This window comes from Haloterrigena sp. KLK7 (assembly GCF_037914945.1).
GTDB lineage: Archaea > Halobacteriota > Halobacteria > Halobacteriales > Natrialbaceae > Haloterrigena > Haloterrigena salinisoli.
Genome location: NZ_CP149787.1, coordinates 886,251 through 907,517, shown reverse-complemented (window position 1 = coordinate 907,517; position 21,267 = coordinate 886,251). Strand labels below are relative to the sequence as shown.

Below are 21,267 nucleotides of genomic sequence, written 5' to 3'. Positions count from 1 at the left end.
ACCAGGGGCGTCGAGGAGAAACGGAAACCGCGTCAACGGGCCGGGCGACGGTGGTTGTCGGTGGAGGGCCGATCGCGCCAGCGGTAGACCGGCGGCGAGTTCGGCGGTGACGAGGGGCGCTCAGCGGAGGATCGACGCGGTCTGCTCGCGTCGCGTGACCAGTCCGGCGTCGGCGTCGAACTCCAGTGCGCCGACGTCGGCCAGCATGGGGAGCTGTGCGTGGTAGAGCGAAATCTTCGCGCGTTCGGGGTCGTCCGCGCCGACGTCGCTGGCGGCGAGTTCCGACGCGAGCCGGTCGACGGACACGGTCCGTTCGGCGCCCGACAGCATCGCGAGGACCCGCATTCGGACGGGATGGACGATCGCCTCGAGCACGCGCTGTCCCTCCGGGTCCTCGCACAGATCGAGCAGGCTGACGAGATCGGCGGGGTGGACCGGCGGTTCGTCGACCAGTTCGGCGCCGGTCTCGGCGTCGAACTCGACGAGGCCGTACTCGGCCAGTCGGGGGAGGTGGTTGTGGACGAGACTGATGCGGACGTCGTGGCGGGCCTTACCGGTCGGGACGTCCAGGTCTTCGTTCTCGACGATCGCCGTCGTCAGTTCCATCAGCGACAGTCGCGTGCGACGGGCGCCGAGCGTCGCGAGGATGCGAAGCCGGCGCGGGTGTCGGAGGACGTCGTAACACTCCTCAGGGACGTCTGTCAATGGGCCCCGGTCGCTGTCACCGCCGATGGACGCTTTCGAACTCATTACTAACAGGCAGCGGTGGAACGGGGTTAAGCCCATTTCCAAAACGATTTGGATCCGGAACGAATGGTTACTCGCGTAATAGCCGACTAACGCGCTAATCCGCCGCGAAACCCCCTCGAGAGGGAAGAATACTCGCTTCTAGACGGTAGGATAATCGTGAGATTCGTCGATACTAACCGCTGCGTTCGATCCCGACCGCGGGGTCGGCCGGTCCGTTTCGGCGGCGAATCCGGTTCGAGACCGACAGACGGTGGGAAACGTCCCTGAGACTCGTGCCACTGTCTTTTTGCGCGTACGAGCCCAAAGAGCGGTATGATACTGATCCGCGGTCGTGCCGGCGGCACCGAACTCACTGGCACGCTGTACGAACGGGGCGAACGAGCGCCCTCGTTTCGCGGCGCGCCCGACGAAGACGCCGCCTACGTCTGGGTCTGCGACGAGTTCTACGAGGTCGACAGCGGCGGTTCGACCCAGCTGATCGACGGCCGCGAGGTTCACCTCGCGTTCGAATCCCCCATGCCCCGCGGCTTCGACACCCGCGAGCAGGCCCTCGAGGGCGCCAAGGAACACGTCCGGACGCAGTTCGCCCGCATCGGGGTCGATCCGGACGACGTCGAACTCGAGGTCGAGAAAAACAGCGAAACCGACGATTGACGTCCTCCACACGACTGAAGTCGTGGGATTCCTCCGTGGGCAATCCGGCCAGCAGATTACCCCGGCTGTGAACTCACGGGTTTGCCGATGCCGGTTTGGTCGGGGGGACACGACCGTTTCCCAAGACCTGTTATCCGGGTAATCGACGGCTAGTTCCGTTCCGAGCCAGCTCGAGCGCCGGCACTTCGGCGCGATCGGACGGCGACGACGAGAGCGGTTCCGCCGACGATCGCCGCCGTGATCGGTGCCGGGAGTCTCGGAACGGCGTCCCCGTCGTCCCGCTCGGTCTCGCCGCTTCCATTTTCAGCGCCGTCGGTCTCCGTCGACTCGTCTTCCGTCGCCGATTCGGTCCCCGACAACGGGGCGCCGTCAGTAGCTTCGTCGTCGACGGCCGTCGTCTCGAGCTCGTCCGGATCCGGATGATCGAACGGTGGTGCCTCGTCGCCCCCGCCGTCGATCGAGACGGTGGCGTTCGTATCGAAGACCGGAATCGGCGTCCCGCGCAGGAGTTCGACGCGGCTCTCCTCGAACGAGATCGCCGCCTCCGACGGCGGCGCGTCTTCGGCGACTGCGATCGTGAGCGTCGCGAGTTCGGCGTTGCCGGTCGCGCCGTCGGCGACGGGATCGCGCCGCTGCTCGAGGACGGCGGTACCGTCGTCGTGTGCGAGCGCCCGTTCGGCGCGGACCTCCGTCTCCGCGCCCTGCTCGAGCCACGGCCCCCGTTCGACGTCGGTAATCTCGAGATACTCGGGATTGTACCGGGCGACGAGGGTGACCGACTCGACGCCTTCGCCGCCGTAGCCGCCGTCGCTCTGCATGACGACGTCGACGGTCACCGCCTCGCCGGGGTCGGCGTCGATCGTCCGTTCCGACGGCAGGACGGCCGCGGACCGATCGCCGGCGGCTGCCGTACCGGCGGCGAACCCGAGCAGGGAGACGGTCAGCAGCGCGAGGACGGCCGTTCCCAGTAGCAGGCCGCTTCCGACGGCGATCGTCCGTCGGCCCGTAGCGACTCTCATCGCGCGGTTCCTCGTTTGACGCTGATCGTCGCGCTGGGGAGGCGAGAGCATGGTCGCATCGGCCGATCAGTCGTCCGCTCCGTCGGTCGAGGTCTCGGTGGGTTCGTCGTCGCCGGCGGCCCGACGACGCGAGTAGAGGTAGCCGCCGACGCTCCCGCCGGCGATCGCGCCGAGCGGACCGAAGCCGGGCGTCCCGTCGTCCGATCCATTGCCGGAAGACCCGTCGTCCGATCCATTGCCGGAAGACCCGTTGCCCGAATCGTCCGAACCGTCGTCAGCAGACCCGTCGCCCGAACCGTCGTCAGTAGACCCGTTGCCCGAACCGTCGTCAGTAGACCCGTTGCCCGAACCGTCGTCAGTAGACCCGTTGCCCGAATCGCCCGAACCGTCACCCTCGTCGGTCTCGTTCGAGTCGGTATCGTCGTCCGTCCCATCGTTGCCGTTCGAGTCGTCGCCGAGGCCCTCGAGGGTGGCCGCGCTCACCTCCGCGCGGAGTCGGAAGTGGTCGTAGCCGCTCGAGGTCGGTACCTCGAAGTCGTAGTCCCAGTACTCCTGATCGGGGTCGTAGCCGCCGAACAGTCGCAGCGCCGGCTCGTCGACGTCCGCGACGAGGGCGAGCAAGTCGTCGGTATCGAACGTCACATCGACGCTGTCGCCGTTCCGGGTCGCCGATTTCGCCTCGAGGTCGGCGCCGGTCCGGATCACGGCCCGGAACGTGTCGGGCAGGACCTCGTCGGCGCCGTCCGGGACGTCGACGGTGAGCACGGCCTCGCCGTCGCCGGCGGCGACCGACGCCTCGCCGACCGTCTCGTCGACTCGGAGCATCCGGTTCTCCCGTTCGGGGGCGACGGTGTCCCGTTCCTCGAGCCAGTCGATGACGAACGGGCCCTGATACTGACCGGAGGCGAGCACGACCTCGGCCTCCGAGAGCACGTCGGAGTTCCCGATCGAGTAGTCGTTGTGCGCGAGCGAGTACGTCTCGTCGGGATCGATGGGCTCGCCGCCGACGAAGACGTTCTCGACCCGGGCCTCGCCGTCGTGTCCCCACCACTCGTAGGAGATTCCCGAGACCTGAATCGCCGGCTGCGTACCGTAGTTCTCCGACGGATGCGGACGGATCGCCTCCTCGAGGTACGCGACGACGTCCTCGCCGGTCAGTTCGACGACCTCGATCTCGTTGGGGAACGGCAGGATGTTCATCACGTCGGCGCCCGTGATCTCGCCGGGGCCGTACGTCGACCCGCTGCGAATGCCGCCGCCGTTCTGGGCGGCGATGTCGACCTCGATGTCGCCGATCTCGCCGACGGTTCGCATCGCGTCGGTCACGAGGTTCCCCCAGTTGGTCTCGATCGCGTAGTTGTCGAACGTCGCGTTCAGTTCGACCTCGCTTTCGACCACCGGCGCTCCGAGCTCCGCCTCGAGTTTCTCGGACCAGTCGTCGGCCACGGCCGCGAGGGCGTCGTCTTCCTCGATCTCGTCCGCGTAGCGGACGCCGATCTCCTCGTACTCGTCGACGACCGGGTCGGGATCCGCCTCGGGGGGTAAGAGATCGGTCCGTTGCCAGTCGACGAGCTCGCCGTCGGCGTCGAGCGTGAGCGAGCCGACGTGATCGAACTCGTCGCCGAACTCGCTGATGACCGTCCCGTCGACCCGTTCGGGTTCGTCGAAGACGACGTTGGAGTGGGAGCCGACGATCGCATCGAGGCCGTCGACCTCCTCGGCGAGCGTGTAGTGGACGCCCGTCGAGACGTGCGAGGCACAGACGACGACGTCGGCACCTGCCTCCTCGCGGAGCGCGTCGACCGCTTCCTGCGCGCCCTCGACGTAGCCGAGCACCTGCCACGATTCCGGATAGTCGGTCAGCGAGTGGAAGTTCGTCGAGACGAGGCCGAAGACGCCGACCGTCAGGTCCCCTTCCTCGAACGTTGCCCACCGCTCGGTTCCGGGAACCGGCTCCCCCGCGTCGTCGAGCAGGTTCGCGACGACCCACGGGAACTCGCTCTCCTCGAACCGCTCGGTCGCGACGTCGGCGCCGAAATCGTACTCGTGGTTGCCGACGCCGACGACGTCGAGCTCCGTGGCGTTCAGCGCCTCGATCATGTGCTCGCCCTCGAACTCGAGGCCCATCACCGAGGGCGCGATGTCGTCGCCGTTCCCGACGAACAGGGCGTTATCGGCGTCAGCGAGCGCGTCTCGGACGACCGTGTAGTACCGCGGAAGGTTCAGGGCGGCCGCCTCGGCGTCCTCGAACCGGCCGTGGAAGTGCGTGTCGTGGACGATCGTGACCGTCTCGGCGGATTCCGCTCCGACGCTCCCGGTCGTCGGGAGCACGGCGGCGGCCGACGCGCCTGCGGCCATGCCGAGCAATCGACGGCGGCGCGGATCGATACCCGAGTCGGTCGAGTCACTGTCGTCACGTCCGGACGTTCCTGTCATCGTGACAGTCAGCGAAAGGAATTACCACTATCGTTGCTATGTGCTGCCGGATCCAGTACGTTTGTCACAGTACTCGATCGAACCGTCGGCGGCGCTAGTACTCCTCGTCCCACCGGTGGTCGTCGTAGGTCCGGTCCCGCGACGTGTCGAACTGCGTCTCGAGGGTCTCGCGCAGCGACGCCTTCTCCGAGCGGCTGATTTTGGCGAGCTCGTCGGCCTTCTCGACGACCGTCGGTGGGCCGTGGGCGACGGCGACGTCCTGCAGGACCTGCATCGTCACCGCCCGCCGGGTCTCCGGCTCCCGAGTGAACGCGTAGGGGGCCTCGATCCGGTAGACGAGATCGTCGCGCGGATCGTAGACGACGAAGAACGTCACCTCGTAGGACTCGAGCGACAGGTCGCGCTCGACGCCGAGCGCGTCGCCCTCGACCGAGAGGGGGCGATCGACCCCGCCGCGGGAGCGGAACCAGTTCGTGTAGGTCAGCGCCGACGTGTGGCGTTCCCAGCGCTGGCCGTCGACGTCGTCCACGTACTCGCCGCGTTCGAGGAGGCGCGTGAACAGCGCCGCGTCGTCGTTCCACGGGGTGGCGACGTCGACGTCCCGTTTGTTCTTCAGCGTTCGCGTGATGACCCGCGTCGCCGGGTTCTTGACGAACCCGACGAGCGGCACGTCCCGCTCGACGAACCGCTCGACCAGTCGCACGTAGTTCTCCAGCACCGTCGTCGGTCGGGGATCCTCGAGCAGGAAGTCCGCGAGGTCGGGGTGTTGATCGGCCCAGCGGAGGAGCCCGCGGGGGTAGATCGGGCCGTCGAGTACGAGTAAGTCGTCGACCGCGTCGGCGTTCTCGAGGGCGTGTTTGCTCTCGGCGAGGTAGAGCGCGAGCGCGTGGACGACCCCCTCGGCGAAGCGCGGCAGCGGCGGGATCTTGACGGCGCGGCTCCGACTGTAGCCCTCGTCGAACTTCCCCCACGACTCGTCGACGGTCATCGTCTCGTCGTTGGAGTGGACCGTCATCACGGTGGTCCGCGAGCGGTGACGGTCGAGGTCGCTCGGCGTGGCGGCCATCGCCGCCTGCGCGATGTCGATGACGAGGCCGTTTTTGAACGTCGTCGGATTGATAGTTCCCGCGTCGAGGCCGTGCTCGCTCGCGAACGATCGATCGCGGAGCGCGACGTCCTCGCAGTCGACGTGACGGCGGTGCCGCTCGTCGACCGGCTCGAGGACGGTCCGACCGTCCCGGTCGATCAGCGGGTCGAGGAACTCGGTCCAGACCGTCTCGGCGAAGGCGCGGCGATCGCGCTCGTCGGCCCCGTGATCGATCCGCCTCGCGAGTTGCGCGATGCCGTCGAAGTGGACCGGATCGAGAGTCATACACGGTGGCTGCCGCCCCACTCGCAAAAAGACCGCGGTCGGACCGATCGCTCCGGTAGCAATGCATTAACTCGAGGCCGGGTAAAAAATTATCAGAAAAATTATATGTGGGCGGACGATGAATCCCGATACCCCGATGTCCAAGCGAGGTCTGGAAGCGGTCGACACCGACGATGACCCGATCAACTGGCGGCAGGACGGCGCCGACGTCACGCTCTACGACGAGACGAACGCCGACGCCTGGATCCAGGTCCGATTCGAGGCCGGCGTCCCGCCGGAACGTCGGCTCTTCATGATCTGCGACGAGTGCGGCGCCGTTTTCGCCCAGCGGACCAAACCCGGCCGCAGCACGGTCTGTGGCGACTGCGGCGCGACCTTCGACCACCGCCGCGACTAGTCTCTTCCCGACGGCTCGAGGAGTCCGACTCGAGTCGGGTTCGACGACGCGGGCCGCCCTACCGGCGTCGAATATCGGTCTCCGTCTACCTGTCGAGATACCGGTAGAATCAGCGATGCGGGTGTCGTTACCACCGTCCTCGGACCCCTGTGGCGTTCGCGGCGTTGATTCGGTGCACATCAGCCGCCTCACGTGGTAGCACCGTCCTCCGAGATACGATGGCAACCGATAGTGGAGCCCCTGTTGTCTACTCGAGGAACCGATCCCGGACGTTTCCGGTCGGCAGCATGCACTGCTCTTTCCGCCCGAACAGCCGGTAGCGGTGGCGCGCGACGAGGTCGTACGCCCGGTCGCGGAACCGACGGGGGAGGAACCGACACGGCCCGAGCAGTCGGTAGACGCCGCCCAGTAGCTGGCCGATCCGGATCACCGCGTCGGACTTGACGTACGCCTCGTCGCCCTCGAGCAACACGACCGAATCGAGGTCGCGGTCCGAGAGACCGTGCTCGGCCAGCAGCCGCTGGCCGACGTCGGACTGCAACGACGCGAACCGAAACTGGCCCTCCGGATCCCGCGGAATGAGAAACTGCACGAAGCCGTGACAGAGGTTGCAGACGCCGTCGAAGAGGACGATCGGGCCGTCGTCCGGTACGTCCGTGTCCATCGGATATCCCGAGTTCGAATCGCCGAGTGGTCAACGTTCCGGTCCCGTCCCGATTCAGGTCGCGCCCGAACACGCCGTCTCGACGCGAGTCGCACTCCCCATCGTCGGTTCGTCTCCCTCGGGTTCGATCGACCGGTAGTGGTAGGTGACCTCGATCCGCTCGACTGGTTTATCGAACTGGTCGGCGGCGCGGTCGCACATGTACGTCCCGAACCGATCGGCGCGCGCCGCCTCCTCGTCCAGCGAGTTCATGTACTTCCGCCACCGGAAGCTCGGGAGCGTGTCGGACGCCTCCGGCGGCGGCCCGTCCCGGAGCGCCTCGTTTCGCAGGACGTCCATCTCCTTCCCGGACTCGAGCTCCGCCTCGACCACGTACCAGCCGTAGCTCGTCGACGGGTTCGGAGCGTACATCGTCCACTGGTTGTCGTCGGGATCGATGGCGTCGACCGGCTCGAACGGGTCGGCGTAGCCCAGCAGTCCGATGCTCCAGAGGACGACGACGAGCAGCACGCCACCGAGGACGACTGACCAGACCCGTCGCTGTCGAGTTCTGACCCCGGGCGGCACCGCCGAACGGAGACTGCGGGGCGGTCTGATCCGCGACGTGAGCGCGCCCGCTCGCGTTCGCAGGCGCTCGAGCGGCCCGACGCGCTCGCAGAGCGCCGCGCCGGCGGCCTCGAGGCGGTCCCAGACGAACGACGGCAGGAACAGCACCAGCACCGCCGTCAGCACGGCGGGGAACAGTCCCACGGCCATGCTCAGCCCCAGTCCGGCGACGGCGCCGAGGAACGCCCCGACGTAGGCGGTCCGGAGCCACCCCGTCAGCACCAGCAACAGCGGAGCGCCGACGACCATGGCCAGCCAGCCGTAGGTGCCGATCTCGAGGAACAGCGGATAGTCGACGACGCGGTCGCCCAGCAGGATCGTCATGTGATCCTGTCGGAGAGCGTACCCCAGCGCCTCGCCGGTGGTCCAGGTGTCGCCGAGTCGCTTGTGCTGGCCGTTATTCGCGAAGAAGCCGACGACGTAGACGAGGACGGCCGCCGTCGCGGGCGTCGCCACCCAGTTCTCGCCGCCCGCACCCGCCCGATTCCGTCGTTCGCGTTCGCTTCCGCCGTCGCGCGCTCGGTCGCCGCCGAGCGCGTCGACGGCCCACCGCCGTCCGAGCGGCAGGAACAGCGCCAGCAACAGCACCTCGCGCAACAGCCTGTCGGCGCCGTTGAGCACCAGCGGGTTGCGGAAGTGGACCGAGACCAGCAGGACCAGCGAGAGGAAGGTAACGAGCCGCGTTCGGTAGCCGGCGATCAAGGCGACTGCGAGCAGCGCCGCGAGACCGAAGAGCGCGGCCTGCACCCACGGCTCGCCTGACAGCACGTGCAGCGAGTACCGGCCGGTCGAGTCGCCGACCGCGAGGTGCAGCGCCCGCGGGTACGCGCCGGCGTCGGCGTAGAACGCGACCAGATCCCGCGACCGGTGGAGGACGTCGAACAGCAGCGTACAGCCGAGGAGGATCCGAAACGCCGCCAGTGCGCGGGCGTCGATCCCGAGACGGCGATCGAGCGCGTCGCGGAGCCGAGCGCGATCGGGCAGCGTCGTGGGGGAGGGACGGCCGGTCATGATCGAGGGGCGGCCGCCGCCGTCGCGGCGACCCGTAACTGCGCCACATTCTCTAGTTGCGTTGTATATACTTTCCGTCTGGCGACAGGCGTCGTCGGGAGTCGCCGAGCGGGTCGCTTCGCTCGGACCGTCCCGAGCGGTGTCGGACGGGTCCGGATCCCACAGGCCCCGCTCGGCCTCCGGCCCTCCTCGAGTCTGCGAGACAACGACAGCTAGTTACGAGAGGCTGGCGACCCGTCGCACATGGACGCTGCGCTGATCATCCTCGACGGGTGGGGACTCGGCGACGGGACGAGCAGAGACGCCGTAGAAGCCGCCGACACGCCGAACTTCGACCGGCTCGCCGACGACGGCGCGTACGGGACGCTCGAGGTCGCGGGCCGGCGCGTCGGTCTCCCCGACGGGCAGATGGGCAACAGCGAGGTCGGCCACTTGAACATCGGCGCCGGTCGCGTGGTCTACCAGGAGTACACCCGGATCTCGGACTCGATCGCGGACGGCTCCTTCCGGGAGAACGACGCGATCAACACCGCGTTCGATAACGCCCGCGCGAACGACGGCAAGGTGCACTTCGTCGGCCTCGTCAGCGACGGCGGGGTCCACTCCGACCACGAGCACCTCCACGCGCTGATCGAACTGGCGGGCGACCGCGACGTCGAGGCCGTCACGCACGCGATCACGGACGGTCGGGACACCTCCCCGACCGGCGGTCGGGACTACCTCAGTACGCTCGAGGACGTCGTCGCCGAGCACGGAACGGGCGACGTGGCGACGGTCACGGGTCGCTACTACGCGATGGACCGCGACCAGAACTGGGAGCGGACGAAGCGGGCCTACGACGCGATGGTCCACCGCGAGGCCGACCACGAAGCCGAGACGGCCGTCGAGGCGGTCGAGCGATCCTACGACCGCCAGGTGACCGACGAGTTCGTCGAGCCGACCCTCGTTGAGGGCGGGCCGGCCCTCGAGGACGGCGACTCGGTCGTCTGGTTCAACTTCCGTTCCGATCGCGCCCGTCAACTCACGCGAATGCTGGCGGACATCCGGTCCGAGGACTGGGCCGATCAGTTCGAAACCAGCCCGCCGGACGCGGAGGTCGTGATGCTGACCCAGTACGACAAGACCTTCGACCTCCCGATCGCCTACCCGCCGAACCAGCCCGAGCAGGTGCTCGGCGAGGTGCTGGCCGACGCGGACCGGACGCAGCTTCGAATCGCCGAGTCCGAGAAGTACGCCCACGTCACCTACTTCCTGAACGGCGGCCGCGAGATCGAGTTCGACGGCGAGATCCGGGAGATCGTCGAGAGCCCGGACGTGCCGACCTACGATCTGCAACCGGAGATGAGCGCGCCCGAGGTGACCGACACCGCCGTTGATACCATTGAGTCGGACGATCCGGACGTCCTCGTGCTCAACTACGCCAACCCCGACATGGTCGGCCACACGGGCGACTACGAGGCCGCCATCGAGGCCGTCGAGGCCGTCGACGCCCAGCTCGGCCGGCTCGCGGAGACGCTCGAGGCCGCCGGCTCGCACGTCCTGATCACCGCGGATCACGGCAACGCCGACGACATGGGGACCGAGGCGGACCCCCACACCGCGCACACGTACAATCTCGTCCCGCTCGTCTACGTCGCCGACGACGGAACCGACGGCGGCCGGACGGTCCGCGAGGGCGGCACCCTCGCCGACATCGCGCCGACGATCCTCGAGCTGATCGACCTCGAGCAGCCCCCGGAGATGACCGGCGAGTCGCTGCTCGAGTAGGCCCGACCCGCGGTTCGAGTTCAGGCGAGGTTGAGCAGCGGCACGACGCCGAACCAGCTCAGAAAGGAAAGCGCGGCGGCCATCAGCCCGTCGATCCGGGCGGGCTCCGTCCGGTCCCACAGCCGATCCCGCAGGAGCCAGCAGAGCCCGAGCGCGTGCGGGACGCTGAGCGCGACCAGCGGCCCGTAGGCGCCGCCGGCGACGTCGAACGCCATCCAGGCGAGCGCCGTCAGACAGGCCAGACCCGCGGTCGCCGTGGCCACCGTCGCGGCGCCGTCGATGCCGAAGCGGACCGCGATCGTCTCCTTGCCGGCGGCGCGGTCGGCGTCGCGGTCCGGAACGCCGGCCAGCGTGATCGACGGCAGCACCGACAGCAGGAACGGCACCGAGAGCAGCCACGGGAGCGGGTCGGTCGCCCGCCCGCCGAGCAGGACGTAGCCGACCAGCAGGACCCCGGTGCTGTGGGTGACGGCCACGTCGAGTTCTCCGAGGGTTCGGTAGGAGAGCTCGAGCGGCGGGACCGTGTAGCCGAGCGCCAGCAGCCCCAGAACGGCCATGACGGCCGCCGGGGCGACGGGCGAGCCGGGACCGACCGCGAGCGCGGCCCCGCCGGCGGCGACGGCAAACAGAAGGGCGGCGGCGATCCCCCGTCTGAGATCGTCGAACTCGAGCGGGCCGTCGACCAGCACCTGCGAGCCGCCGGTGAAGGGGCCGGCGAACGCGTTCTCGCGGTCGGTCGGGTAGTCGAAGTACTCGTTGGAGAGCACCGTCGCCGCCTCGAGGCAGAAGAGGAACGCGAAGCCCAGCCAGTAGGCGAGCGAGGAGAACACGTCGCTCGAGCCCACGGCCGCCAGCGCGCCGATGGTGTAGGCCACCCACGCCATCGGATAGAACTGCAGTCGCAGCGCTTTCAGCCACGCCGTCGTCCGCCGGCGGACGCGCGTCGACCGCGAGTCGGGGCCGTCGGCGAGGTCCCTGCCCAGTTCGGTCGCCCGCTCGAGCCACGCCTCGCGCTCCGCGGGCGTCGACTCCGCGACGGGACCGAGGTTCGTGATCCGCGTGGTGCGGATCCCCGCGTAGCCCAGCGTCGCCCGTTTGACGGCGTTGTTGCCCGGCTGGCGGTAGATCCAGCGGTAGACCCACGGCGGCATGTCCATCGTCACGAGTAGCTCGGCGGTCTTATCGGAGAGCAACCCCTCGTGGCCCGCGCCCTCCCCCTCGTCGTACTCGACGAACGCGAAGCCGGGGGTGAAGACGCGATCGAAGAAGCCCTTCAGGCGCGCCGGCATCGTCCCCCACCAGTTCGGGTAGACGAAGACGAGGTGGTCGGCCCATCGAATCAGCTCTTGGGCCTCCCGCAGGTCGGGCTCCAGCCGCTGGTCGGTCGGCGAGACCTCGCGGACGTCGGGATCGAACTCGCAGTCGGCGACCGCGAGTTCGCGGACCTCGCAGCCGGCCTCGAGCGCCCCCTCGCGGTAGGCCTCGGCCAGCGCGCCGCAGAGGCTGTCGGTCCGGGGATGGCCGAGGACGATCAGGACGTTCATTCGGCGTCGTATCCGCCCGTGACGACGGCGCTCTCCGAAAAGATAGGGCCTGCTTGACTCCGCCGCCGAGTACGCCGCCGATGCGTCCGCGACTCGAACACGGTTCCGGGTCCGTTCGATCCGGTAGCGGTACGAACCGCTCACGAGATCCCTATAGCCATCATATCAACGTTCAATACCGTCTCGGGCCCGAGTGGGTTCACGGAGATGTCCACGTCCGATCCCGCCCCCGAAACCGCCGACCGAGTCGTCGAGGACTACGTCTTCGGCGTCCGCATCGTCGACGACGAGACCGACGAGCGCTACCGATTCGAGGCGCCCGAACACACCGATATCGCGTTCGACAGCCTCGAGGACGCCCGCCTCTACGCCGACGTCTACTTCGACGTCAACGGCTTCGTCGAGGAGGGCACCGGCGAGCGGGGCGTTCCGCCGGAGGTCGTGCAAGCCGGCAAGGACACCCTCGCGGCGTACCTCGTGACGATGCCCTGGGCCGACGTCAACTGGGTCGCCTCCTTCTACGGCGCGACGCCGGAGGAAACCGAGCGCTACCTCACGTGGGTCCGCGACCGCGCCGAGGAGATCCGCACTCGAGCGGCGAACCGCGACCTCGAGTAGCCGTCCGCCGCTCCGTCGTCTCGGGCCTGACCGCCGATCGCTCTTCTCTCGGACGACTCGCTCGTCCCTCGAGCCGAACTCGATATCGACCCGAGAACGGATTGCGGTAGCGGTGTCGTCAACCGCGTCGCTCGCTGCCGACTCCGTCCGTTTTCGTCACCGGCGCCGCCCACGGTGTTCGGCCGTTCCCCTTCCCGCTCTCGCTCGATAGATAGTCCGCTCTGTGTTCGCAGTATCTATCCAGTAGTACGAATCTAAACGTCGAATTACATTCGGATTGGTATCACTATTATAAAATCTGATACCCCGATGAACGGCTTTCTCTACCCGCATGGTCGAATTCACCAGGCGAAAACTGATGGCAACCTCGGCAGCGACCGCGATCGGCGCTGGGGCGATCGGGACGGTCTCCGGACAGGAGGACGGCGACACGCCCGGAGCACCGCGAATCAACGGCGACATCAAGCGCCTCGCGACCACGGCTCGCGGCGCGGAGGTCACCGGACCGTTCGTGTTCGAGAACGGCGAGATCCTCTTCAGTCTCCAGCACCCGAGCCGGGACAACCCCGCGCCGTACGATACGGCGGCGGTCGGCGTCCTCGCGGGGCACCGGTTCTCCTTCAACGGGAAAAACGACGAGTTCGACGAGCTCGAGGCCCCGCGATCGGACGCGGCACAGGGGCGCGTCCAGGTCGCCGGCGGCGAGTACGACATCCTCGTCCAGGAGGGCGACCCGATCAACGGCGGCGACGAGCGGTGGGGGCACCCCCAGACGCCCGACGGCACCGACATCGCCGACTACGTCGGGTCCCGGTACGGCGACGTCGGCTACAACCCCGACATGAACTTCTTCGTGCCGACCGACGAGGACGGGCTCGGGGGCTACCTCTTTACGAACAACGAGACGAGTCCGGGCTGTATCAGCCGGACCCCGATCAGCCGCGGCGAGGACGGCTGGACGGCCGACCCCGAGAACGCGATGGAACTCGAGAACCGCGAGGCGTTCCGCGAGGTCGGCGGCACCCGGATCAACTGCTACGGCGACCTGAGTCCGTGGGGAACGCCGATGTCCTCGGAAGAGGATTACAGCCATCCGCGCGTGTCGGGGCCGGCGACGGTCAGCGATATCGACGCGGCCGGCAGCGGCGTCGGTCTCCGCGGCGCGGCGGCGTTCTGGAACCGACCGAACCCGACCGAGATCGCGGGCGAACTCGGCGACGACGGCGACCTGTTCGACGAGGGCTGGGACCCGCAGGGAACGTGGGCGCTGGCGGGACTCGAGATGTTGGCCTACTACCTCGGGGCCGAGCCCGTCGATCAGGACGGTGAGACGAACACGACGGACCCGATCGGTGACGTCTACCCCAACCCCTACCGGTACGGCCACATCGTCGAGATCACCGACCCGACCGCCGCGGAGCCGACTCCGGTCAAACACCACGTCATGGGGCGGGCGGCCTTCGAGTGTCCCGAGTTCATGCCCGACGAGCGGACCGTCTACCTCGCCTCCGACGGCGCGAGCAAGGGCATCTACAAGTTCGTCGCCGAGGAGCCGATCCCGAGCTACGACGACCGGATGAACGTCTGCGGCACGCTGTACGCCGCCCGCGTCACGAACGACGACGCGGCGAAGAACTGTCCCCCGGCCGAGGTCGACCTCGAGGTCGAGTGGCTCGAACTCGGCACCGCGAGCAACGCCGAGGTCGAGTCCTGGATCGCCGAGTACGACGACGTCACGCAGGTCGACTACCTCGAGACCCACGCCGAGACCGACTGGGCCGAGGACCTCGAGGCAGCGCTCGCCGAAGCCGACGAGACGGTCGCGGTCGAGGGCAATCGGGACTACATCACTGACGAGGAAATCCTCGAGTGGGCCCGGCAGTACGAGGAGCGCGGTCCCGACGGCGTCGACGAGGACCTCCGTCGCGTCCCCTTCCTCGAGACCCGCGCCGCGGCCAAGGAGATCGGCGCCAGCGTCGAGTTCCGGAAGGCCGAGGGAATCGACTCGCTCGACGACGCCGAGCCCGGCGACTTCCTCTACATCGGGATCTCGGAGCTCAACGACGGCATGAGCGACGACGAGGGCGACATTCGGATGGATCGCGTCGACGGCGGCGTCGTCTACCGGGCCGAACTCGAGGCGGACTACGACGTCTCGACGCTCGAGCCGGTCGTCGTCGGTCCCGACGCGACGGATCGCGAGTCGATCGTCGACGAGTCGCCCCTCAACGTCGACAACGTGATGGTCCTCGACGACGGTCGGGTGCTCCTCTGTGAGGACAAGGGGAACTTCGGCCGCTCTTACACCAACGACGCGCTATGGGTCTACGAGCCGCCGGCGGTCCTGCGCGCCGACTCGATCGCGGTCAGCCACGGCGCGACCGGGACGGTCGACCTGACGCTGTCGTCGATCCCTGACGGGCTCGCGGGGGGTCGCATCACGGTCTCGGTCGAGCACGCCGACGTCGCCGAGATCACTGACGCCAGCTACCACGACGCGCTGGAACTCACCTCGGGGCCGACGATCGACGGCGACGGCTCGAGCGTCGAGTTCCGCTTCGCCGACCTCGAAGACGAGATCGGTGCCACCCGCGAGGAGGTCACGCTCGCGACGCTCGACCTCGAGGGCGTCGGGACCGGAACGACCGATATCACGATCGAGGTCCACTCGCTGGACGACGATGACGGCACGGCGATCGACACCCAGCCCCGCCCGGGCGTCGTGGTCGTCGGTCCACCGCCGGTCGACGAGGACTCGGACCGCGCCCCGACCGACCTCGACGGTGACGGGCTCTTCGAGGACGTCAACGGTAACGGTCGCCTCGACTACGAGGACGTTACCCTGCTGTTCGAGAACCTCGAGAACGAGTCCGTCCGGCTCAACGAGGCCGCCTTCGACTTCAACGAGAACGGTCGCATCGACTACGACGACGTCGTCGCCCTCTACGACGAACTGTAACCGGGAGGAGAGATCGGACGACCGATCGGATTCGACGGCACTGGATTCGAGTCCGACGCCGATGGCGCGGAATCGGACGCCGGCTCGGTCGTCCCGGCTCCGCGTTCGGATCGCCGATCACGGCGACCGCCGTCCTCGCGGCCGCGCCGCTCGCTCGGCGCGACTCGCGACACTGTTCCGTTTCGGCCGTGCGGACTCGTCGCTCGATCGCCCGTCCGTCGTTCGCCGGTGTGGTAACGCTTCCGTCTCCGTGATGGGTCAGCTACATACCGATACCGTCGACTACGGACCGATCAATAGCCGTCAGAGACGTATGTTCCGTATATTTCCGAACGTTCTATCTCATTACCTATAGTGTCCTACATCCGAATATTATAAACCGCCATTAGTTAATCGCAGAGTGATCCGTCTGCATGGTCGAATTTACCAGGCGGAAACTGATGGCATCGTCGGCGGCAGCGGCGATCGGCGCGGGAACGGTCGGCGTCGCGAGCGGCGAGGACGACCCGGAGGAACACGACACGCTCGAGGCGCCCTACGTCAAGGGGAACATCGATCGGTTCTCGACGACGGCGCTCGGCGCCGAAGTCACCGGACCGTTCGTCTTCGAGACGGGGGAACTCCTCTACAGTCTGCAGGGTCCCAGCCCGGAGAACGTCGCTCCCTTCGACACGGGCGGGGTCGGCGTCTTCGACGACTTCCGGTTCACCTTCAACGGGAAGAACGACGAGTTCGAGGAACTCGAGGCGCCGCGAACCAAACAAGAGGAGCGACAGGTCCTCTCGGCGGCCGGTCAGTACCGTCTCCTCGTCCATACCGGCGAGGAGATCAACGGCGGAGACGAACGGTTCGGTCACCCGCAGACGCCGGACGGCACGGACCTCGAAGAAATCGCCGCGGAGGCCTACGAGGGGGTCGGCGAACAGGCCGACATGAACTTCTTCGTCGCGACGAACGACGAGGGCACGGAGGGGTACCTCTTCACCAACAACGAGACGCGACCGGGCGCGATCTCCCGAACGCCGCTCTACCGCGACGAGGACGGCTACTGGCAGGCCGACCTCGAGAACGCGATGGAACTCGAGAACACCGAGGCGTTCCGCGAGGTCGGCGGAACGAAGGTCAACTGTTACGGCGATCTCAGTCCGTGGGAGACGCCGCTGTCGGCCGAAGAGGAGTACGGCCATCCGCGCGTCAACGGGCTCGCGACGGTCAGCGATATCGTCGAGGCCGGCAGCGGCGTCGGCCTTCGCGGCGGCAGCGAGTTCTGGAACCGCCCCAACATTCTGGACGTCCACGATTCGCTCAGCGACCTCTTCGGCGAGGAGCACGCGTATCCGATGGGACTGAACAACAACCGGGGCACCGAGAAGATGGCCTATCAGCTCGGCGCCGAGCCGATCGATATGACCGAAGTCGAGGTCGATGACGCGGCGGAGGATCAGGACGGGGACGGCACCAAGACCGTGAACACGCCCCGCCCCATCGGGGACGAGGCGTTCCCGAACCGCTACCGGTACGGGTACATCGTCGAGATCACCGAACCGACCGCCGAGGAGCCGATCCCGGTCAAACACCACGTCTTCGGCCGCGCCGCGTGGGAGTGTCCCGAAGTCCTCCCCGACGAGCGGACCGTCTACCTCGCCTCCGACGGCGGCGCGAAGGGCATCTACAAGTTCGTCGCCGAGGAACCGATCCCGAGCTACGACGACCGGATGGACGTCCGCGGCACCCTGTACGCGATCAAGGCCACCGAGATCGGCGAGGGGCCGGTCGCCGAGACCGATCTCGATGTCGAGTGGCTCGAACTCGGTACCGCGAGCAACGCCGAGGTCGAGTCCTGGATCGCCGAGTACGACGACGTCACGCAGGTCGACTACCTCGAGACCCACGCCGAGACCGACTGGACCGAGGACCTCGAGGCTGCGCTCGCCGAAGCCGACGAGGAAGTCGCCATCAACGGCAATCAGGACTACATCACCGACGAGGAGGTCGTCGAGTGGGCCGAGCAGTACGAGGAGCGCGGCCCCGACGGCGTCGACGAGGACCTGCGGCGCGTCCCCTTCCTCGAGACCCGCGCCGCGGCCAAGGAGATCGGCGCCAGCATCGAGTTCAACAAGGCCGAGGGGATCGACTCCCACGACGAGGCCGAGCCCGGCGACTTCATCTACTTCGGCATCTCCTCGCTCAGCGGCTACATGACCGACGAGCACGGCGACCTCCGGTTCGACGAGGTCGACACTGGCGTCCTCTACCGGGCCGAGCTCGAGGCGGACTACGACGTCTCGACGCTCGAGCCGGTCGTCGTCGGGCCGAACGCGAGCGATTCCGAATCGCTGCTCGACGAGTCGCTCATCAACGTCGACAACGTGATGGTCATGGACGACGGTCGGGTGCTCCTCTGTGAGGACAAGGGCAGCTTCGGCCGCACGTACGAGAACGACGCGCTGTGGGTCTACGAGCCGCCGGCGGTTCTCGAGGCGAGTTCGGTGGCGGTCAGCCACGGCGCGACCGGGACGGTCGACCTGACGCTGTCGTCGATTCCGGACGGGCTCGCGGGCGGTCGCATCACGGTCTCGGTCGAGCACGCCGACGTCGCCGAGATCACCGACGCCAGCTACCACGACGCGCTGGAACTCACCTCGGGGCCGTCGATCGACGGCGACGGCTCGAGCGTCGAGTTCCGCTTCGCCGACCTCGAGAACGAGATCGGTGCCACCCGCGAGGAGGTCACGCTCGCGACGCTCGACCTCGAGGGCGTCGGGACCGGAACGACCGACGTCACGATCGAGGTCCACTCGCTGGACGACGACGACGGGACGGCGATCGACACTCAGGCTCGTCCGGGCGTCGTGGTCGTCGGCCCGCCGCCGGTCGGCGAGGGCTCGGGCCGCGCCCCGACCGACCTCGACGGCGACGGGCTCTTCGAGGACGTCAACGGTAACGGTCGCCTCGACTACGAGGACGTCACCCTGCTGTTCGAGAACCTCGAGGACGAGTCCGTCCGGCTCAACGAGGCCGCCTTCGACTTCAACGAGAACGGTCGCATCGACTACGACGACGTCGTCGCCCTCTACGACGAACTGTAACCGATGATTCGAAACGACACCGACGCGTCGACGTCCGGTTCCGAATCGCGCCGCAGGGATCGCTCGGCGCTCCGCCGGCGCGCGTTCCGGACGCTCGTCGTCGCGCTCGCGATCGGAACGGTCGCCGGAACGGCCGCGCTCGGTTCGGTCGGCGCCGCGTCGACCGATTCCGCCTCGAGCGGAACTGAGCCCACGCTGGTCGTCTCCGACGCGACGGTCGAGCCCGATTCGACCGCCGGTCTCCGCGTCTCGCTGACCGACGTACCCGACGGCCTCGCGGGATTCAAGCTCACGCTCGCCGTCGACGACGGCGACGTCGCGACCGTCGCGAACGCCAGCTATCCGGACCACTTCGGACTGACGACCGATCCCGACGTGAGCGCCGACGGGGAGACCGTCACCGTCGAGGCCGCCGATCTCGACGATGAGATCGCGGCCGGCGCGACGAACGTCACGCTGGCGACGATCGACGTGGCCGGCGGCGACGACGGTCAGACGGACCTGCGCGTGACGTCGATGCAGGTCGACGACGACGACGGCAGCGCTATCGATCCGTCGCTCGAGGCCGGAACGCTGACGATCGGCGACGACACGCCCGAGACGACGCCCGGAACCGGCGATGAGGGATCGGATCCCAACGGTTCGGAGTCCGACGGTCCCGACTCGGGATCCGACGGTGACGGGTCCGAATCCGACGGCAATGGCTCCGAATCCGACGGAAACAGTTCCCCATCGGACGACGATTCGGGATCGAACGCCGACGACAGTGAGTCGGACGACGACGCCGAGTCGGTCCCCGGCTTCGCCGTCGGCCCCGCGCTCGCTGCGCTCGCCGCCCTCGTGGCCGCCGTGCTCGCGAAACTCCGCTGACCGCTTCGCCCTCTTTCGTTTTTCGACGCGCCGCTCGCCGCGGCGGCCCGAACATGATCGACTTCCAGTTTTACTCCCACGGCTGACAACGAGCCGGATATGGGAGACAGCCCCGACGACAACGAGTTCGCCACGAACAGCGTCCACGCCGGTCAGGTAGCGGATCCGACGACGGGCGCCCGGGCGCCGCCGCTGTACCAGACCACCTCCTACGAGTTCGAGGACACCGATCACGCCGCCGCGCTGTTCGGACTCGAGGAGACCGGCAACATCTACTCGCGGATCATGAACCCGACGAACGCGATGTTAGAGGAGCGCATCGCGACGCTCGAGGGCGGCGTCGGCGCCCTCGCCACGTCGTCGGGGATGGCCGCGTTCGACCTCGCGACGTTCATCCTCGCGGACGTCGGCGACAACATCGTGAGCGCGTCCTCGCTGTACGGCGGCACGTACACCTACCTCACCCACACCGTCGCGAAGCGGGGGATCGAGACGACGTTCGTCGACACGCTGGACTACGAGGCCTACGCGGAGGCGATCGACGACGACACCGCGTTCGTCCACCTCGAGACGATCGGCAACCCCGCGCTCGTCACGCCCGACATCGAACGGATCGCCGACATCGCTCACGACCACGACGTGCCGCTGTTCGTCGACAACACCTTCGCGACGCCGTACCTGTGCCGGCCGCTCGAGCACGGCGCCGACCTCGTCTGGAACTCGACGACCAAGTGGATCCACGGCGCCGGCTCGACGGTCGGCGGCGTGCTGGTCGACGGCGGTTCCTTCCCGTGGGAACGAGGCGAGTATCCTGAGATCACGGAGCCGAATCCCGCGTACCACGGCGTCAACTTCTACGAGACCTTCGGCGAGGCGGCGTTTTCGGTCGTCGCGCGGACTCGCGGTCTGCGCGACCTGGGCAACCAGCAGTCCCCCTTCGACGCCTGGGTGACCCTCCAGAAGCTCGAGTCGCTCCCCCTCCGGATGGAGAAACACTGCGAGAACGCGATGGCCGTCGCGGAGTATCTCGACGATCATCCCGACGTCGAGTGGGTCAACTACCCCGGCCTCGAGAGCCACGAGACCCACGAGAACGCCCGGAAGTATCTCGAGGGCGGCTACGGCGGGATGATCACCTTCGGCCTCGAGGGCGGCTACGACGCCGCCGAGACGGTCTGTAACGAGGTCGATCTGGCGAGCCTGCTTGCCAACGTCGGCGACGCGAAGACGCTGATCATCCACCCCGCGAGCACGACCCACCAGCAGCTCACGGAGGAGGAGAAACTCGCGAGCGGTACTACCGACGATATGGTGCGTCTCTCGGTCGGCATCGAGGACATCGACGACGTGATCGCGGATCTGGATCGAGCGATCGACGCGGCCTGATCGCTCGCCCTCGAGTCGCCGGTGACAGCGCGCGAGGACAGAACGACGTTCGGTGATAGAACGGCGTTCGATGGCGGATCGGTGTTCGACGGCGGAACGGCGCTCGACGTCGAACGCCGTTTTCA

The 21,267-nt window shown here is 67.8% G+C and carries 15 protein-coding genes; 8 read left to right on the top strand and 7 right to left on the bottom strand.

What is annotated here, in order from left to right; all coding sequences use genetic code 11:
* Positions 1 to 120 precede the first annotated feature (120 nt).
* Positions 121 to 750: an ArsR family transcriptional regulator gene (locus tag WD430_RS04435; RefSeq protein ID WP_339104823.1), complete on the bottom strand. Its 630-nt coding sequence runs from the start codon at positions 748 to 750 to the stop codon at positions 121 to 123.
* A gap of 312 nt (positions 751 to 1,062) precedes the next feature.
* Between WD430_RS04435 and WD430_RS04430 the strand changes: the two genes are divergently transcribed.
* Positions 1,063 to 1,404, top strand: coding sequence for a hypothetical protein (locus tag WD430_RS04430; RefSeq protein WP_339104822.1), 342 nt, complete (start codon positions 1,063 to 1,065; stop codon positions 1,402 to 1,404).
* A gap of 149 nt (positions 1,405 to 1,553) precedes the next feature.
* Here the strand turns inward: WD430_RS04430 and WD430_RS04425 are convergent, their stop codons facing one another.
* The 3 genes from WD430_RS04425 to WD430_RS04415 form a co-directional block, all read right to left on the bottom strand.
* A complete protein-coding gene (locus WD430_RS04425; RefSeq protein ID WP_339104821.1) occupies positions 1,554 to 2,423 on the bottom strand; it encodes a hypothetical protein in 870 nt (289 codons plus the stop codon).
* Between the two features lie 66 nt (positions 2,424 to 2,489).
* The gene (locus WD430_RS04420) at positions 2,490 to 4,859 is read right to left on the bottom strand and encodes a bifunctional UDP-sugar hydrolase/5'-nucleotidase (RefSeq protein WP_339104820.1); all 2,370 of its coding nucleotides are present in this window, start codon (positions 4,857 to 4,859) and stop codon (positions 2,490 to 2,492) included.
* A gap of 94 nt (positions 4,860 to 4,953) precedes the next feature.
* The gene (locus tag WD430_RS04415) at positions 4,954 to 6,231 is read right to left on the bottom strand and encodes a DNA double-strand break repair nuclease NurA (protein WP_339104819.1); all 1,278 of its coding nucleotides are present in this window, start codon (positions 6,229 to 6,231) and stop codon (positions 4,954 to 4,956) included.
* 118 nt (positions 6,232 to 6,349) lie between these two features.
* Here WD430_RS04415 and WD430_RS04410 point away from each other — a divergent pair, with 118 nt between their 5' ends.
* Positions 6,350 to 6,628 carry a hypothetical protein gene (locus WD430_RS04410; protein WP_407067135.1) on the top strand — a complete coding sequence of 93 codons (279 nt, stop codon included), beginning with the start codon at positions 6,350 to 6,352 and terminating at the stop codon, positions 6,626 to 6,628.
* Between the two features lie 247 nt (positions 6,629 to 6,875).
* Here WD430_RS04410 and WD430_RS04405 read toward each other — a convergent pair whose 3' ends face one another.
* Positions 6,876 to 7,292 (bottom strand): thiol-disulfide oxidoreductase DCC family protein, encoded by a 417-nt coding sequence (locus WD430_RS04405; protein ID WP_339104818.1) that lies wholly within the window; start codon positions 7,290 to 7,292, stop codon positions 6,876 to 6,878.
* 54 nt (positions 7,293 to 7,346) lie between these two features.
* Positions 7,347 to 8,909, bottom strand: coding sequence for a hypothetical protein (locus WD430_RS04400; protein ID WP_339104817.1), 1,563 nt, complete (start codon positions 8,907 to 8,909; stop codon positions 7,347 to 7,349).
* A 243-nt stretch (positions 8,910 to 9,152) separates the two neighbouring features.
* Between WD430_RS04400 and gpmI the strand changes: the two genes are divergently transcribed.
* A complete protein-coding gene (gene gpmI, locus WD430_RS04395; protein ID WP_339104816.1) occupies positions 9,153 to 10,676 on the top strand; it encodes a 2,3-bisphosphoglycerate-independent phosphoglycerate mutase in 1,524 nt (507 codons plus the stop codon).
* Between the two features lie 20 nt (positions 10,677 to 10,696).
* Here the strand turns inward: gpmI and WD430_RS04390 are convergent, their stop codons facing one another.
* Positions 10,697 to 12,220, bottom strand: coding sequence for an NAD(P)H-dependent oxidoreductase (locus tag WD430_RS04390; protein ID WP_339104815.1), 1,524 nt, complete (start codon positions 12,218 to 12,220; stop codon positions 10,697 to 10,699).
* Between the two features lie 207 nt (positions 12,221 to 12,427).
* Between WD430_RS04390 and WD430_RS04385 the strand changes: the two genes are divergently transcribed.
* The 5 genes from WD430_RS04385 to WD430_RS04365 all read left to right on the top strand — a co-directional run bounded on the left by WD430_RS04385 (position 12,428) and on the right by WD430_RS04365 (position 21,142).
* On the top strand, positions 12,428 to 12,838 hold the full coding sequence (locus tag WD430_RS04385) for a hypothetical protein (protein ID WP_339104814.1): 411 nt from the start codon (positions 12,428 to 12,430) through the stop codon (positions 12,836 to 12,838).
* Positions 12,839 to 13,169: 331 nt separating this feature from the next.
* Positions 13,170 to 15,797, top strand: coding sequence for an alkaline phosphatase PhoX (locus WD430_RS04380; RefSeq protein ID WP_339104813.1), 2,628 nt, complete (start codon positions 13,170 to 13,172; stop codon positions 15,795 to 15,797).
* A gap of 413 nt (positions 15,798 to 16,210) precedes the next feature.
* The gene (locus tag WD430_RS04375) at positions 16,211 to 18,886 is read left to right on the top strand and encodes an alkaline phosphatase PhoX (protein WP_339104812.1); all 2,676 of its coding nucleotides are present in this window, start codon (positions 16,211 to 16,213) and stop codon (positions 18,884 to 18,886) included.
* Positions 18,887 to 18,889: 3 nt separating this feature from the next.
* The gene (locus WD430_RS04370) at positions 18,890 to 19,756 is read left to right on the top strand and encodes a hypothetical protein (RefSeq protein ID WP_339104811.1); all 867 of its coding nucleotides are present in this window, start codon (positions 18,890 to 18,892) and stop codon (positions 19,754 to 19,756) included.
* A 99-nt stretch (positions 19,757 to 19,855) separates the two neighbouring features.
* Positions 19,856 to 21,142, top strand: coding sequence for an O-acetylhomoserine aminocarboxypropyltransferase/cysteine synthase family protein (locus tag WD430_RS04365; protein ID WP_339104810.1), 1,287 nt, complete (start codon positions 19,856 to 19,858; stop codon positions 21,140 to 21,142).
* Positions 21,143 to 21,267 lie beyond the last annotated feature (125 nt).